Raw genomic sequence first — 16,764 nt, 5'->3', positions numbered from 1 at the left:
TGGGTCCAATGGAGCCTGGGTGGCTTCCGTTGTCGCGATCGTTTGTTTTCTTTCCGGGATCGCTGTCACTGCGCACGTCGGGTTGCTCGTGCGCAACGAACTGGTTTCGCAGCACAAGCAAGACATCAGCATGGAGCTGTCCGAAGCAAGGGCACGGCTTGAAGGTGAGATCAGCCGGACAGTGGCACACGGTCTGGGGTTCAGAGCCTATATTGCGCAGTTGGAGGGACAGCCCTTCCGGCCGGAAGACTATCGGGACATAGCGGCCGATTTGATTGAGAAGAACCCCTCTATCCGCTCGATTGGCCTGGCACCGGAAAACATCCTGCAAGCTGTTTATCCGCTGGAACCCAATCAGGCTGCCCTGGGACTGGACTACCGTTTGAACGCCTCGCAATGGCCTGCGGTCGAACAGGCCATGCAGTCCAGACAAGTCGTGATTGCCGGACCGCTTGAACTGGTTCAGGGCGGTCGCGCACTCTTGATCCGTATCCCGGTTTTCCCCGCTCTCTTTGCCGGGCAACCGCTGGAAGATCGCGCTTATTGGGGTGTTGCCACGCTCCTGCTGGATGAAGAAAGCCTGATGGCCTCGGCAGGTATCAGCGTCGCGACGGGCAGCACCAATATCTCGCTTGTCGACAAGGGGCCAAGCGGAACCAGTTCCAGGATCCTTTTTGGCGACCGGGCACTGGCGGATCTGGACCATGTTTCCTTGCCACTGCTCTTGCCGGGCGGTTTGAACTGGGAATTGCTGGGATATCCAGAAGCAGGCTGGTCGGGCAACGGCAGGCAGGTCTGGATCACGCAATTCGTCGGCAGCGTGATTTCGCTGGTCTTCGCGGTGATGGCCTTTCTGTTGATCAGCGAAATCTTCAAGGTCCGGTCGATGGCGCTGCATGACCCGCTGACCGGCCTCGCAAACAGGAGACTTCTGGAGGACCGCATGTCCCAGCTTGCCTCCATGTGCGACCGGACAGGTGTCGGATTTGAAATATTTTACGTTGATCTCGATGCCTTCAAGCCCGTGAACGACAATTACGGCCATTCGGTCGGCGATGAACTTCTTGTCGAGGTTGGGCGGCGCCTGCAGAAACAGATACGGCAGACGGACACTGTGGCGCGGGTTGGCGGCGACGAGTTCATTGTCCTGACGCCGGGCAACATGCGGCACGGAGAACGCGAAGCTTTCGTCGGGCGTCTGCTTGAACGTGTCACGCAGGCCTTCGAGTTCTCAGGCGCATCCATTGACGTCAGCGCCAGCCTTGGCAGTGCAAGCTATCCGATGGACGCAACGACAATTGATGATCTTCTGAGGGTCGCTGACGGACGCATGTATGCGCACAAGGCAAAGACCAAACAGACCGAGAAGGGAATTCCCGACGGCGAGCTCCCGCAGACGGGTTAAATTTCTGTCATAATGGCAACCAGCGCGTGACGTTTGGCCGGCTCATCCCTACACTGGCGCCAAATCAACCCTATAAATTGGGTTTGGAGACCGGAACGGGACGGAGAAGCCGATAGTGTTTGTATGGCCTGCGTGGAATAGAACAGCCGCGGCAGCGGCGCTTGTGGGTGTTTTGTCATTCACAGGAACAGCACTTAGTCCAGCAGCCGCTGAAGAGCCCGCGTGGCAGCACGCATCGGCCTTGAACGGAACTCCCAGATACGCCGCCGACGTTCCACATTTCGACTACGTGAACCCGAACGCTCCGAAGGGAGGGACGGTTCGGCTCGCAAGTCGCGGCGGCTTCGATACGTTTAACTTCATCCTGCCCAGGGGCAATGTCGCTCCGGGCATTCTGAACATCTACGAAGCCCTGATGGAACCTTCGTTGGATGAGGATGACATCAGCGCCCAGTATGGTGCACTTGCAGACGCTGTCCGGTATCCCGACGACTATTCCTGGGTCGAGTACCGTCTCAATCCGAACGCGAAATGGCACGATGGCAAACCAGTCACGGCCGAAGATGTCATTTGGTCCTTCGAAAAATCGATCGAGCTCAACCCGCAACGCAAATTCTACTATCAGAACGTCACGGAAATCGAAGCCGTGGGAGATAACGTCGTCAGGTTCACATTCGATTCTGCCGGCAATCGCGAATTGCCCAAGATCATGGGCCAATTGTACATAATGCCGAAGCACTGGTGGGAAGGCACAAACGAGAAGGGCGAAAAACGCGACATCTCCCGAGGCACCCTGGAACCGCCTCTTGGCTCCGGGCAATACCGCATCAAAAATTTCTCCGCGAACAGAAATGTGACGTATGAGCGCGTCGAAGACTATTGGGGCAACGATCTGCCGATACGTGTCGGAACGGGCAACTTCGACGAGATACGGTATATCTCTTTTCTGGACGATTCCGTCCAATTTGAAGCCTTCAAGGGCGATCAGTACGACTACCATGTGGAGCGCAGCTCGAGCCAATGGGCCAAGCGCTACAATTTTCCGGCGATCGAAGACGGCCGCGTCGTCAGGGAAGTGTTCCCCGACAAATCATCCGGTGTCATGCAAGGGTTTTTCTTGAACCTGCGCCGGGACAAGTTTCAGAACCCCGACCTTCGCCAGGCTCTGAACTATGCTTACGATTTCGAGACAACAAACGAGATTGTCTCTGCCAATCTCTTGAAACGGATCAGTTCCTATTTCGCCGGAACCGAACTTGCGTCGTCAGGGCTGCCCGAAGGCAAGGAACTCGAAATCCTGGAGGAAGTCAGGGATCAGGTCCCTGCCGAAGTCTTTACGGAAGAGTTCAAGAACCCGGTCGGCGGCAATCAGCAAAATGTCCGTGCAAACCTGCGCGAGGCGGTCAAACTGCTGCGCAAGGCCGGCTACGAGCTAAAGGACCGGAAGATGATAAATTCCGCGACCGGCGAGCAGCTTGAAGTCGAGTTTATCTACCGGGACAAGGCAAGCGAACGCACGCTTTTGCCTTACGCCAAGAACCTTGAAAGCATCGGCATCAAGCCGGTTCTGCGCCTGGTCGATGTGTCGCAATTCATCAATCGCGTCCGCAGCCGCGACTTTGATGCGGTGACACTGGCGATCGGACAATCGCTGTCGCCTGGCAACGAACAGCGTGAATACTGGGGATCCGAATCTGCGGACAATGCAAGTTCCGCCAACTATATGGGCATCAAGGATCCGGCGATCGACCATCTGATCGACAAGGTCATTTTCGCAGAAGACCGCGAAACACTCGTGGCTGCCACCCACGCTCTCGACAGGGTTCTTTTGTGGAACCATTTCGTCGTCCCGCAATTCTACACTGATGAAACGCGCACGGCACGGTGGAACCGCTTTGCCCATCCGGAGGAGATGCCGGAATTCAGCACCGGCTTTCCGACCATCTGGTGGTACGACGAACAACTTGCTGAAGAAACGAAGGCACTGCAATGAGCGTCATCACCACCCCATCGCGGCGGCAGTTGCTCAAGCTGACCGGAGCTGCGGCATTGACGGCCTCTGTGCCTCTGGTCCCCGGGAACGCCTTCGCATCGACAGGACGCCCGCAGCACGGGCTGTCAGTTTTCGGCGATCTGAAATACGGGCCGGATTTCACCCATTTCGACTACACAAATCCGGACGCGCCAAAGGGCGGGACCTTCATCTTCCAGGCGCCTTACTGGTACTACAACCAGAATTCCCTCACCTTTAACACGTTCAATTCGTTCATCCTGAAGGGGGATGCGCCACCGCGCATGGAGCTCTGCTTCGACACGCTGATGGTGCGTGCCTATGACGAACCGGACGCAATGTACGGGCTGCTGGCCGAAACCGTCGAAGTGTCGGAGGACGGCAACACCTACACGTTCAACCTGCGCCCCGAGGCAAGGTTCCACGACGGCTCCAAGCTGACCGCAGAGGACGTGGCCTTCTCGTTGTTGCTGCTCAAGGGCGACGGTCACCCCCAGATCAGCCAGAACATCCAGGAACTCCGGGATGCGGAAGTTCTTGACGAATACCGGGTCGCGCTGCAATTCACCGGCGAGCAGTCACGACAGCTCCCGTTGCTGATTGCGGGTTTGCCGATTTTTTCCAAGCGGTACTACACCGCCTACGATTTCAGCCAGAGCACGTTGACGGCGCCGCTGTCCTCAGGTGCCTACAAGGTCGGCAAGCATGCCGTCGGACGCTATATCGAGTATCACCGGATCCAGGACTACTGGGGCAACGATCTGCCGGTCCTGAAAGGGCAGAAGAATTTCGACGTCATTCGCGTTGATTTCTACCGCGATCTTCAGGTGTCCTTCGAAGCTTTCAAAAAAGGCGACATGACCTATCGCGAGGAATTCCGGTCGAAATTCTGGGCGACGGAATACAATTTCCCGGCGGTCGAGGACAAACGGGTCGTCAAGAAGAACTTCCCGGACGGCCGGCCGTCAGGCGCCCAGGGATGGTTCATCAACACCCGGCTAGAAAAGTTCAAGAACCCTGTCATGCGCCGGGCACTCAGTTACGCGTTTGATTTTGAGTGGTCGAACAAGAACCTCTTCTACGGGCTTTACGAACGGACACAATCGTTCTTCGAAAATTCCGAAATGAAGGCGGAGGGCATGCCAACCGAAGCGGAGCTGGCGTTGCTCGATCCCTATCGCGACCAGCTTCCGGACAGCGTGTTCGAGACGGCCTACCAGCAACCGGTGAGCAATGGTTCGGGCTTCGACCGAACCTTGCTTCGCGAAGCCAGCGATCTCTTGAAAGAGGCAGGATACGAACGGCAAGGCTCCGAGCTGATCGGTCCGGATGGCAAACAGCTCACAATCGAGTTCCTGAACAATTCGCCTGCCTTTGAACGCATCATCAATCCCTATATCAAGAACCTTCAACGGCTTGGGATTGATGCGAGCTTCAGGCTTGTCGATCCCGCCCAGTATCAGTCCCGTCTGAATGACTACGACTTCGACATCTGCTCACGCCGCTATTCGTTGGGTGCCACGCTGTCCGAAGCCATTCGCACCTCCTGGGGCTCCGAGGCGGCCAGGACGCCCGGCACCTACAATATCGCCGGGATCTCCGATCCGGTTGTCGATGCGTTGATGGACAAGATTCTTGCGGCCGACACGCGCGAAGAGATGAACATTGCCGCCCGCGCCCTCGACCGGGTCTTGAGGTCCGGACACTACTGGGTGCCGCAATGGTTTAAACCTGTCCACAATGTTGCCGTATGGGACATGTTCGGTCACCCGGAGGAAACGCCGCGCTACTTCTTCCCTGTGGAAGATCTTTGGTGGATAGACCAGGAAAAGGCGGAAAAACTCGGCAAAGCGGGTTAATCTTTCAAAGTGACACCTGAGGGCCCGCGTCAGAAGGCCAAAGAAAAAGGGAATGCACGAACCCCATGGGCGCCTATATCCTTCGCCGTTTGCTGCTGATGATACCGACCCTTGTCGGCATCATGGCGATCAACTTCGTCATTATCCAGTTTGCACCGGGCGGCCCGGTAGAGCGGGTCATCGCGCAGCTCCAGGGAACTGACGTGTCCGCCACGTCCCGTATCAGTGGCGGTGGAGGCGACTTTGCCGGTGGGGGCAATGAAGCATCCGGCGGCAGCGGATCGGCGGCAGACAGCGTTACGTCGAAATATCGCGGCGCCCAGGGCCTCGATCCGGAGTTTATCAAGGAGCTGGAAGCCCAGTTCGGGTTCGACAAACCGCCGTTCGAACGCTTCTTGACCATGCTGTGGAACTACGCCCGGTTCGATTTCGGCGAGAGTTATTTCAGGGACATCAAGATCATGGACCTGATTGTCGAAAAACTGCCGGTTTCGATCTCCCTCGGCCTATGGATGACGCTCATTTCCTATCTGGTGTCCATTCCGCTTGGAATTCGAAAGGCGGTGGCCGACGGCTCCAGCTTTGATGTGTGGACCTCGGGCGTTATTGTCGTTGCCTATGCTATTCCCGGCTTCCTGTTTGCGGTGTTGTTGATCGTTCTGTTTGCCGGTGGTTCCTTCTGGGACATCTTTCCGTTACGGGGACTGGTGTCGGACAATTGGGAAGAGCTGTCCTGGCCGGCGCGGATCGCCGACTATTTCTGGCACCTGGCACTGCCATTGACCGCGATGGTCCTTTCCGCGTTTGCGACAACGACGCTGCTGACAAAGAATTCGTTCCTGGACGAAATTCGAAAGCAATATGTGATCACCGCGCGATCGAAGGGCCTCACCGAAAGCCAAGTGCTCTACGGCCACGTGTTCCGCAACGCCATGCTGATTGTGGTCGCCGGTTTCCCGGGGGCGTTCATTTCATCCTTTTTCGCAGGTTCCCTCCTGATCGAAACAATCTTCTCTCTCGATGGCCTCGGTCTGCTCGGCTTTGAGTCGGTCATCAACCGGGACTATGCGGTGGTCTTTGCGACCCTCTACATTTTCTCGCTGATGGGATTGCTGGTAAATCTGATTTCGGACCTGACCTACACGTGGATCGATCCGCGGATCGACTTCGAAAGCAGGGAGGTCTGAGGCATGGATACCCGTCTGGACAACGACCTCGAGCGGGAAGGCTACGACGTCTACAATCCGCTTCCCGAAGAAACCGCGCCCCCGCCGAAGAAAATGCGGCTGACGCCGATCAATCAACGGCGCCTGGCAAATTTCAAGGCGAACCGGCGCGGATACTGGTCGCTCTGGATCTTTCTTGTCCTGTTCGTCCTGGCAATGCTCGCCGAATTCATCACAAATGACCGGCCGATCCTGGTGTCCTATCAGGGCGAGCTGCTCGTTCCGGTCTTCGTCGACTATCCGGAAGAGAAATTCGGCGGCTTTCTTGCCGTGACCGACTACCGTGATCCTTTCATTCAGGACGAGATCAAGGCAAACGGCTGGATGCTGTGGCCACCGGTCCGCTATTCCTACCGGACCGTGAACCATGACATTCCAGTGCCTGCGCCCGCGCCTCCCTCCTGGTCGATGACCAAGGAAGAGCGCTGCGTGCGCTATCCGCTCGGTGCGGACGATCCGAACTGCATCGCTGGCAACTGGAACTGGCTCGGCACTGACGACCAGGGCCGCGATGTGTTGGCCAGGACCATTTACGGCTTCCGGATTTCGGTGCTGTTCGGACTGGCACTGACGCTTGCGTCTTCTGTCATTGGCATTGCAGCCGGTGCGGTGCAGGGCTATTACGGCGGTTGGGTCGATCTTCTGTTCCAGCGCTTCATCGAGATCTGGACGGCTGTGCCAACGCTCTACCTGATCCTGATCGTGTCTTCGTTCCTGGTTCCGGGCTTCTGGACCCTGTTCGGAATCCTGCTGGCATTTTCCTGGGTGGCATTGGTGGGCGTGGTGCGTGCGGAGTTTCTTCGAGGGCGCAATTTCGAATACATCTCCGCCGCTCGCGCGCTGGGCGTTTCCAACCCGGTGATCATGTGGCGGCACCTGCTGCCCAATGCGATGGTGGCAACGCTGACCTTCATGCCCTTCATTCTGAACGGTTCGATTTCAACGTTGACGGCACTCGACTTCCTGGGCTTCGGGCTTCCGCCCGGCTCCGCATCCCTTGGTGAACTTCTGGCCCAGGGCAAGAACAATCTGCAGGCACCGTGGCTCGGCATCACCGGATTCTTCGTGATTTCGCTGATGCTCAGCCTCCTCATTTTCATCGGCGAAGCCGTGCGCGATGCATTTGATCCGCGCAAGAGCCTGGCGTGAGGAGGACCGGACAGATGGCCAACAACACGCTCGTTTCCGTAAAAGATCTCTCCGTTGCCTTTACCCAGGGCGGCAAACAGACGCTGGCTGTCGACAGGATTTCCTTCGACATAAACAAGGGCGAAACCATCGCACTTGTCGGCGAAAGCGGCTCGGGCAAATCCGTGTCCGCGCTTTCGATCCTCAAGCTGCTGCCCTACCCGGCCGCCTCTCATCCGTCGGGTGAGATCCTGATGAACGGGGAGGATCTGCTGAAGGCCAATGACAGCCAGATGCGCAAAGTTCGTGGTAATGTCATCTCGATGATATTTCAGGAACCGATGACATCGCTCAATCCGCTGCACACGGTGGAACGGCAGATCTCCGAAATCCTGAAGATCCACCGCGGCATGGGAGAATCGCAGGCGCGCGCAAGGGTTCTCGAGTTGCTCAACCAGGTTGGCATTCGCGAAGCGGAAACGCGGCTGAAATCCTATCCCCACCAGCTTTCCGGCGGGCAGCGTCAACGCGTGATGATCGCCATGGCACTTGCCAATGAACCGGATCTTCTCATTGCCGACGAGCCGACAACCGCTCTCGACGTTACCGTTCAGGCACAGATCCTGGAGTTGCTGAAAAAGCTGCAGCGACAGCAGGGCATGGCCATGCTGTTCATCACGCATGACCTTGGGATCGTTCGCAAGTTTTCTGATCGTGTTTGCGTGATGACCGACGGCAAGATCGTCGAGCAAGGGCCGGTCGCCGACATCTTCGAGCGGCCGCAACACGACTACACAAAGCACCTTCTCGGTGCCGAACCCAAGGGCGAGCCGCCGGTCACCGACGACAGCAAACCGATCGTTGTCCAGGCGGATGACCTGAAGGTCTGGTTTCCGATCAAGAGAGGCCTGTTGCGCCGGACCGTAGACCACATCAAGGCTGTCGACGGCATCGATGTGACTGTCAGGAAAGGCCAGACGCTCGGCATCGTCGGCGAAAGCGGGTCTGGCAAGACGACGCTCGGACTCGCTATCTTGCGCATGATCTCGTCGACCGGCCGTATCAGCTTTTACGGTCAGGAGATTCAGGCCAATTCCTGGAAGGAAATGCGTCCGCTGCGCCGCGACATGCAGATCGTGTTTCAGGATCCGTTCGGCGCGCTGTCGCCGCGCATGTCGGTTTCCGAAATCGTCGGCGAAGGTCTCAAGGTCCACTTCCCGAACATCTCTGCCGAGGAGCGGGACCGCAAGGTCGCCAAGGCGTTGGAGGAGGTTGGCCTGGATGCGACGACCCGGCATCGGTATCCGCACGAGTTTTCAGGTGGCCAGCGTCAGCGTATCTCGATCGCGCGGGCGATGGTTCTGGAACCGAAGTTCGTGATGCTGGACGAGCCGACATCCGCCCTCGACATGAGCGTTCAGGCACAGGTGGTCGATCTGCTCAGGGATCTCCAGAAAGCGCATGGTCTTGCCTATCTGTTCATCTCTCACGACCTGAAGGTCGTCAGGGCACTGGCCAATGAAGTGGTTGTCATGCGTCAGGGCAAGGTCGTGGAATCCGGCTCGGCAGAGCAGATCTTCGATGCACCAAAGACAGATTACACAAGAGCGCTGATGGCGGCAGCCTTCCGGCTGGAAACCGCACCGGAAGGCGTGGTGAGCGCCTGACAGCTCTCACTACAGCGCCTTGAGGCTCGACCATTGCACAAAATACCTTTCGGCAAAGGGATCTGCTTACCCGTGCATCCTGTCGGGCAAATTGAGGCCGGCTTTTTGCGCGTACTCAAGGCAGGCATCGTGACCCATTGGGTCGGAGAAAAAGTATCCCTGGCCGAGGCGGGCACCGGTCCGCAGGGCCAGATCGAACTGTGCCTGGGTTTCAATGCCTTCAATGACGACCTCCTTGTCGAGGCCCATCGCCATCTCGACGATCTTCATGACAAGGAAGTGTTTCTTGCTGTCGCTGGTAATGTCCTGCAGGAAAGACCGATCGATCTTGATCTCGTCAAAAATCAATTGTTGCAGGTAGCGCAGTGACGAATACCCGGTTCCGAAATCGTCAAGCGCGATGCGAATACCGCAGGCACGCAGGCTGTTCAGGCTCTCGTTTGCAGTCGCGATATTTTCGACCAGCACACTTTCTGTAACCTCAATCGTGAGATGTTGCGGCGCCAGCCCGGCCTTGTGCAGGCACTGCATGATCCCGTCGGCAATTCGCGGTCTGCGGAACCCGAGCGCAGACACGTTTGAGCTTATCCTCACGGGCGCGCCGATCAGGTTTGAAGCAGAGACAGCGAACTCCGCGCCTTTTGCAAGGATCGCCAGATCAAGATCGAAGATCGTACCGGTTTCTTCCGCGACCCTGACAAACTCGTCCGGATCAACCGAATTAGCGCCCAGGTTCCAGCGTGCCAGCGTCTCGAACTCGACCGCTTTGCCGTCCGCGAGGCAGACCTTGGGTTGGAGAGCAACATCCAGCTCGTTGTACTTGAGCGCGCGCGGCAGCGCGGACGTGATGAGAGTGCGCCGGTTGAGAGTCTTCAGAATCTCGTCGTTGAACTGGCGGAACTGGTTTTTCCCGGCATCCTTGGCTGCATAAAGTGCCGCATCTGCATATTTCAGAAGATATGCGTCGTCGTGGACATGATCAGGTCCGCAAGCCGAAAGGCCAACCGAGCAACTCGGTTGGATCGAGAAGCTGTTATGGATCACTTCACAGCGCACGAGTTCGACAACTCTGGAGCCGGTCGCGTGCATGGTCGGAAACTGCTCGGACTGCGGCACAATCAGCGCGAACTCGTCCCCGCCAAATCGCGCGGCCAGGCCACCGCCTTCAACGGCAATGCGCTTGAGCCTGTGTCCAACCGTGGTCAGCAACGCATCGCCGGCATCGTGACCCATCGTGTCATTAATGGTCTTGAAGTCATCAAGGTCGATCAGCGCTACGAAGAAATTCGGCTTGTCCTGTTGCGAACAGAGTTCTCGCAACCGCTCCATGAAAACGGAACGTCTCGCCAGTCCTGTTAGGGAATCGTGCGAAAGCACAAAGTTGGAATGTGCTTCAGCCTCCCGTCTTTGGCGTTCAAGCTCGACCTGCCCCTCAAGTTCCACAATTTCGCGGGTTCTGCGATTTTCGCGGTTTGCCAGCAACTGGTAACCGAGGAGCAGGACGCCGAAGGCAACGCCGGAATAGGCAAGGCTGCGCATGACAAACGCGGTCAGATCGGATTCGACGACAAAGGCGCCCATCACGTCTCCGGCCTTGTAGGGCGTTCCCCCTAGTTCCTTGTTGTGACAGGAAACGCAGACTTCTGACGTGGCAAAGGTCGGGAAAATCGAGCGGCCGATGACGCGTGATCCTTCAACGCGCAATTCTTCGTAAATTGCAGGGTCTCTGCTTTCCGCGATGACGGTTATTTTTTGCGCGACATGTGCAAGAGGTTCCTCAGAGCCTAGTTCGAGGCCAGGAGGACCTGGAACACGCACGCGCACCGGCGCATGGGTTTTGTCGCCGACCCGCGTCTGCAGAAAACTCTCCAATCCGATCCGGCGAAACGAGGCGGGCAGCGGCATTCCCTCCGAATGCTGGTCCGCATATTCCTTCACAAAGGCTTCGGCGAGCTGAACGATCCGTGCGCGGTCGTCCGCCTCCGTTCGGCTAAATTCCCACAAGGATATGGCAAAAAACGAAAGCGCAAGGACAAGTGCTCCGGCAAAAACAAGCGCAGCCGACCCAAGAGATTGATGCCGTAATAGTTTCATTCACATCTCGCGTGGCAGATGTTCGGAACACGTTCTCTTAGGTTACGCGAGCTAAATTACTAAACTGTTGAGTAGCGCATGCCGTATTTCTTGGACGGTACAATGGCTACTTAAGACTGTTTTGCTACCCGACCCAGCAAGTTGCGAAAAAACCGTTCTTTTCCTGATCTTTACCGATGGAACGGCGGGTTTTGAAACCGATCAGCCCGTCCGCCCCGCCAACATCGTGACCAAGCCCCTCAAGCCGAAGCTGCAGGTTGCGCACTGCCCCCCGTGTTGTTTCCTTCATGGGTTTCCAGTCGCCGATGAACGCCTTGTTGTTGCCGTAACGGTCCGCGAGATGTCCGACAAAGAGGGCGTATGTATCGCTCTCGTTGTATTCCTTCAGGACATAGAAGTTTTCCGTGGCAATGAAAGCGGGCCCGTATCGTCCTGCCGGCAGCAAAATGTTCCCGGGGCGATTGAGTTCGTAATTCGGGAATGGTTTCCCGCTGACCCTTTTCACGCCCTCATTCACGAAGGTTGAGATTTTCTGCCTGTTGTCCGGACCCTCACGCGTACACGATACGCTTTCCGGAAGATGGACTTCGTAGCCCCAGTCCCGTTCTTTTGCCCAGCCGTGGGCAGCGAGGTAGTTGGCAATCGACGCCATCGTGTCAATTTCGGACGTCCAGATGTTGCGCTTGCCGTCACCATCAAAATCAACGGCATATTTCAGATAGGATGACGGCAGGAACTGCGGCTGTCCCATGGCGCCGCCCCAGGAACTTCTCATCGCGCGGCGCGTTACATCGCCGTTTTGCAGGATTTTGAGTGCAGCGATCAGTTCACCTTTGAAGAAGTCCGCACGCTGTCCCATGAACGCCTGCGTTGCCAGAACGCGCAGCGCATCGTGAGGGATCTTGGCGGCGCCATAGCCGGACTCCCGTGCCCAGATCGCCAGAATGATGCGTTTTGGAACTCCGTACCTGGCTTCGATTTTCTTGAGCGTCGCGGCATGTTTTTGCATCAGGCGCCGGCCGCCCGGTACGAGAGAATTGAACTGGCTGTCGCGAAAATACCGTTGCGGTGCGCGGAACTCCGCCTGGAAGTTGACTTTGGGCGGAGCGCCTTTGCCACCGGGGCCGACGAGCCCTGGCAAGGATGTGTCAGGTGTCAGACCGGCCAACTCGCGATCAAGCGTTGCCTGCGAGACACCTGCCTGGCGGGCTGCCGGAATCACGTCTGATTTCAGAAACTTCTGGAACTGGGCATCGTATTTTCCGGCTGTTGCCGGTTCGGGCGTCGCCATCAAGGCGATCAGCGCCGCAACAAAAATCAACCTCAAGCTCTTGATCACGGCTGGTTCCCTAACTATCTCCGCGGCCGGAAGACTATCACGAAGTTTGAGCGGGTCCGACCACCTCGTTATGCGATCTCACAGATGAGGTCGATTGCGGGCGAGAATTGCATCGAAATGTGGTCGGAGCAATTGCCAAACAGCGCGTCAGGGACATCAGGCCCATAGTCTTTTTTGAGAGATGTACGGCGCGATATTTCAAGCCGTTTTTTTTTGACAAAATGTATTGGAGAAACCCATGTCGATTCAGACTATCGACCACTACATTGCGGAGTTGCCGCAAATCCAGCGTAACTGGGAACGCAATTGGATCATCCCGTATGCTGAAGCCTACTCTCGCGCCTTCGATAACTTCAAAACCGTGCTCGACAACCAGAAAAAGGCTGACGAGTTACGCGTCAGCATTGCCGTGTCGCTGTTGTCTCTTGGCCTTGCTGCCGGTTTGGGCACGGCTGTGGGAAAGGTGACGCTTCGGTCCGCTGTGGCTGACACAGCGCTCCAGTCCATTGGGCGCACGAACAGCATTCGCTTGATGCGGGCAGCCAACTGGGTTGCAGAGCACCCCACGCGGTCGATGTTTGCGGGCGAGGCCTGGGACGCGGTCGCGGGGATCATATCGAATGAAGCGAAGCAGATGTTCAACAACGCCGGTGCGAGCAACGCCTCCCCCTCGACCTACACCGAAAATCCCTTGGTGAACTATCTCGGCCTTCGCCGTCATCTGCTTGACATGGTGGCCGCTGCCCACAAGGCGGCAACAGAAATCCGCGATGCATCAAACAAGACCCAGGACGAAAAGGACGCGCTCGCACAGCAGCTGGCGAAACAGCCTCTGGCAAACGCACCCCTGAGTTCGCCAGCCAATACAGAGCCCAACGGGCGTCTGCAAAAGGACATGGAAATCGGAATGTTCATGGCTTTGGTGCTGACGAAAGATCACCTCCAGGAGGAGGTCCACACCGGCGACGCGATCGGTGGTATGACGCGCCCATCGATTATCGGGCGCAAACCGATCACGCACACAACCACTTCAAAAAAATATCCGGGCGCGGTTTTCGCACGAAACGGCTCGATCCACCGTCGGGTCTATGACCGGGTCGGCGGCGTGGTGGAAGATCACGTCGACACCTTGGTTCGAGAGCGCCGATACTCGCGGGCATTCTTTTACGGGTCTATGGGTCATGACGAGATACAGCGCGCCGAGCGCACACTTAGCCGGATCTCTGAAAGATACAGTCTCGCAAAGCTCGGTCCGCTGAATTAGACACACCCTTTAAGCTGCTTCCCGCTGCGTGTTGGACTTATGGGCACGGCCTGGTGGGCAGCGTTGCGACGCCAGCTGCCGGAATGCAAATCCTGTTTCGAAGCGTTTCAAAGAGCCGAGTCTTTTTGGCATCAGACGCTTTGGGCAGGACGTTCCGACCCAAGAAGGGCTCGAGGCTTTAACACCGTCAAACCTCGGTCCATCGCAATCCCCTCCCGGCCTTAGTCGTGAGCCAGTCCTTCTGGAACCTGTACCAGCAGCCTCCGCGCTCTTGATCAAGTTCCCTGGAAATGGCGACACCCATGAGATGGCACATGAGCAGGGTCCCGGCGGCGCCGTGACCGGCGAACAGGACGGGCAGGTCAGCCTTGTACCCGGTCAGCGCTTGCCGTGTCGTGCGCACGATGCGTTCCTGAGCGTCCCGGGCCCGCTCCCAGCCTCGAACAGAGACGTCGGGATTTGCAAAGAACATATTCGCGGTCTGCTCGAATTCCTCCTGGGGCAGAAACCCGGTCGCAGAGCGGTCGTTTTCGTGCAGGTCTTCGTAAATTTCGTGAGACATCCCGAAACGCTCGACAAATGCCTGTGCTGTTTCGAGAGCCTTGGTTTCAGCGCTGGAAACAACAGCACCCAGCTCATGGGAAAAAGGGAGTTCCGTCGCCGCTTTGGCCCTCTCGTGACCAACCGCTGAAAGTCCCCAATCCGGCACAGGCACCGATGGATCTATGGTGACCTCCGGGTGGGTCAGGTAAATGCACCAGCTCATCAGACCCGGTTTTCCAGCCAGCCTGTGATCAGCTCGTAGGCGATCGAGATAGACGGGGGTATCCTGTGGCCCTCGGGATGGGTTCCATCGATCATCTGCCGGATTTCCGCTCTGTCGCACCACTTGCAGGCTTCCAATTCGTCGTCCGCGATTTCGATGTCGAACGACGTTGCGGTACCGATGCATCCCAGCATCAGGTTGGCCGGGAACGGCCACGGCTGGTTTGAAACCATCCTGACTTCGCCGACCCTGATCCGGCTTTCCTCAAGTACCTCGCGGCGCACGGCCTGTTCAATCGTTTCTCCGGGCTCCATGAAGCCTGCGAGTGTCGTATAGACGCCTTCCGGAAGGCGTGCCGGGCGTCCGAGCAAGGCCCGGTCCCTGTCGGTGATCAGCATGATCACGCAAGGGTCGGTCCGGGGAAAGTGGGCCGCGCCGCAGTCAGGGCAGTCGCGCCGGTAACCGGCCTCGGCCATGACGGTTTTCCCGCCGCAGCGCGAGCAACGTTGATGTGTCCGGTGCCAATGGATCAGCGCGCGCGCTTGCGCAAGAGCGCTGAGGTCTTCATCAGGGAAGGCATTTGTCAGCGCGAGGTTCCTAAGGTCCTGCACGACAAGGTCTGCCCGTTCAGCCAGCTCTTCGTCGCTGCTGGGCAGCGTTGTTGCAAAAATCGCCTGACCGCTTTCTGGTCGCAGACCAAGAAACACCATCTCTTCGGTAACCGCTCCAAGCGCCAGGGCCGCGGAAAGGGGGTGTCCGATCTCGTGATCAGCATCCGCCCTGAAGACAAGTGTCTTGTCCGTCGACAGCACGACGCGCGTGTCGGGGCGATCAAGCAATTCCTTCAGATAGGCAGTGTTTCCACGCCGTTCCGACTGCCGGTCGAGCGAATTGGCGATAAAGCTCATCTCCATAGCCTGGAGACTAGCGGCAGCTGGACGCATGTTGGGATCCCTGGAAAGTGCTGGCAGGTCTTTGCTTGCGCCGTACCTTAGGGTACGGACTCATAATTGAAGTCGGTTTGGTTTGGATCGTTTTGGCCATATGAAAGGAGCGAAAGCGCAGTAAATGTGGTTCATTTTCAAGCCTTTCGCGACGTAGCAGATGGCCAAAACGGCCAAATCCGAAGGACGGCAGAATGGCTTCACCTCGCAGCGTCACCGTGCTTGACCGAGCATACAGCCCGCTCTTCACACGCTTCCTTGCGAGATTTCGCCATTTCTGACGCCAAATCGGCTTCATTTATGGGTCCGTACCCTAGGGTCGCAGAAAGAACCTGTCCAGCCGGGTTTACCGGATAGCGTCTTCAAGCGCCTCACGAAGGCTGTCGACCAGGTTGTCGGAACGCTCGGTTTCGTAATCTTGTGCAGGGACGGCGCCCCAAACAGGGCCTGGCCAGGCCGGGTCGTCGCGAAACCTGGCAATCACGTGGACATGCAGCTGGGACACCTGGTTCCCGAGTGCGGCGACGTTGAGCTTTTCGCAGTCGGTGACGGATCGCAGGACCTTGCTGACCATGGCAATCTCGCGCATCAACTGGACCTGGTCGCCGTCCTCAAGATCGATGATTTCAACGAGATCGGCCTTTCGCGGGATAAGCATCAACCATGGATAGTTGGCATCCTTCATCAGCCGCAGCATTGAAAGCGGCATGTCGGCGACGAAGTGACTGTCGCCTTCCAGTCGGGGATTGAGCGCAAAGGAAGACATGAAATTGTTCCGCGTTTGTCAGAGGCAAGGTACACGCATCTGTCGGGTTTTGGCGAGCGCGTTTTCCCGGCAAACAAAAACTTGGTCTTTCCACTTGCCAAACCCCATGGGTGATCTGATATAAGGCGCTCGGGAGGTTGGTGGTGGACGAGCCACTCGCCAACCGGGTCAGGTCCGGAAGGAAGCAGCCCTAACGAGCCTCGGCACGGGTCGCCGTGCCAGCCTCCCACCCTCAAACTTACGTTTTGTTTCGAACACCGCCCGGTCCCGCGCGGTGTTTTTTGTTTTCGCCTCT

At 57.4% G+C, this 16,764-nt stretch carries 12 protein-coding genes and 1 other RNA gene; 8 read left to right on the top strand and 5 right to left on the bottom strand.

Annotation, left to right across the window (positions count from 1 at the left end):
• Positions 1-19 precede the first annotated feature (19 nt).
• The 6 genes from RBB47_RS06035 (at position 20) to RBB47_RS06010 (ending at position 9,296) form a co-directional block, all read left to right on the top strand.
• Positions 20-1,405, top strand: coding sequence for a diguanylate cyclase domain-containing protein (locus RBB47_RS06035; RefSeq protein ID WP_305984849.1), 1,386 nt, complete (start codon positions 20-22; stop codon positions 1,403-1,405).
• A gap of 112 nt (positions 1,406-1,517) precedes the next feature.
• Positions 1,518-3,398: an extracellular solute-binding protein gene (locus RBB47_RS06030; protein WP_371932751.1), complete on the top strand. Its 1,881-nt coding sequence runs from the start codon at positions 1,518-1,520 to the stop codon at positions 3,396-3,398.
• Entirely contained in the window at positions 3,395-5,275 is a 1,881-nt protein-coding gene (locus tag RBB47_RS06025) for an extracellular solute-binding protein (protein ID WP_305984847.1), read from the top strand. Before RBB47_RS06030 ends, RBB47_RS06025 begins: the two co-directional genes overlap by 4 nt.
• Positions 5,276-5,340: 65 nt before the next feature.
• A complete protein-coding gene (locus RBB47_RS06020; protein WP_305984846.1) occupies positions 5,341-6,462 on the top strand; it encodes a microcin C ABC transporter permease YejB in 1,122 nt (373 codons plus the stop codon).
• A gap of 93 nt (positions 6,463-6,555) precedes the next feature.
• The gene (locus tag RBB47_RS06015; protein WP_371932750.1) at positions 6,556-7,650 is read left to right on the top strand and encodes an ABC transporter permease; all 1,095 of its coding nucleotides are present in this window, start codon (positions 6,556-6,558) and stop codon (positions 7,648-7,650) included.
• 14 nt (positions 7,651-7,664) lie between these two features.
• Entirely contained in the window at positions 7,665-9,296 is a 1,632-nt protein-coding gene (locus RBB47_RS06010; protein WP_305984844.1) for an ABC transporter ATP-binding protein, read from the top strand.
• Positions 9,297-9,362: 66 nt separating this feature from the next.
• Here the strand turns inward: RBB47_RS06010 and RBB47_RS06005 are convergent, their stop codons facing one another.
• The gene (locus tag RBB47_RS06005; protein ID WP_305984843.1) at positions 9,363-11,390 is read right to left on the bottom strand and encodes a bifunctional diguanylate cyclase/phosphodiesterase; all 2,028 of its coding nucleotides are present in this window, start codon (positions 11,388-11,390) and stop codon (positions 9,363-9,365) included.
• A gap of 124 nt (positions 11,391-11,514) precedes the next feature.
• The gene (locus RBB47_RS06000; protein ID WP_305985008.1) at positions 11,515-12,681 is read right to left on the bottom strand and encodes a lytic murein transglycosylase; all 1,167 of its coding nucleotides are present in this window, start codon (positions 12,679-12,681) and stop codon (positions 11,515-11,517) included.
• Between the two features lie 286 nt (positions 12,682-12,967).
• Here RBB47_RS06000 and RBB47_RS05995 point away from each other — a divergent pair, with 286 nt between their 5' ends.
• Positions 12,968-13,993 (top strand): hypothetical protein, encoded by a 1,026-nt coding sequence (locus RBB47_RS05995; RefSeq protein ID WP_305984842.1) that lies wholly within the window; start codon positions 12,968-12,970, stop codon positions 13,991-13,993.
• A gap of 187 nt (positions 13,994-14,180) precedes the next feature.
• Here RBB47_RS05995 and RBB47_RS05990 read toward each other — a convergent pair whose 3' ends face one another.
• The 3 genes from RBB47_RS05990 to RBB47_RS05980 all read right to left on the bottom strand — a co-directional run bounded on the left by RBB47_RS05990 (position 14,181) and on the right by RBB47_RS05980 (position 16,469).
• Positions 14,181-14,759, bottom strand: coding sequence for a histidine phosphatase family protein (locus tag RBB47_RS05990; protein ID WP_305984841.1), 579 nt, complete (start codon positions 14,757-14,759; stop codon positions 14,181-14,183).
• Positions 14,759-15,703 (bottom strand): NAD(+) diphosphatase, encoded by a 945-nt coding sequence (gene nudC, locus RBB47_RS05985; RefSeq protein ID WP_305984840.1) that lies wholly within the window; start codon positions 15,701-15,703, stop codon positions 14,759-14,761. The genes RBB47_RS05990 and nudC overlap by 1 nt, the downstream gene beginning before the upstream one ends.
• A gap of 346 nt (positions 15,704-16,049) precedes the next feature.
• Positions 16,050-16,469: an HIT domain-containing protein gene (locus RBB47_RS05980; RefSeq protein WP_305984839.1), complete on the bottom strand. Its 420-nt coding sequence runs from the start codon at positions 16,467-16,469 to the stop codon at positions 16,050-16,052.
• 132 nt (positions 16,470-16,601) lie between these two features.
• On the opposite strand from RBB47_RS05980, the gene ffs reads away from it, so the two are divergent.
• Positions 16,602-16,699: signal recognition particle sRNA small type (gene ffs, locus RBB47_RS05975), an RNA gene on the top strand.
• The last annotated feature ends 65 nt before the right edge of the window (positions 16,700-16,764 follow it).

Source organism: Roseibium sp. MMSF_3544, assembly GCF_030732845.1.
Classification (GTDB): Bacteria; Pseudomonadota; Alphaproteobacteria; order Rhizobiales; family Stappiaceae; genus Roseibium.
Note: the sequence above shows the minus strand (reverse complement) of the source record. Positions and strands in the feature narration are given on the sequence as shown.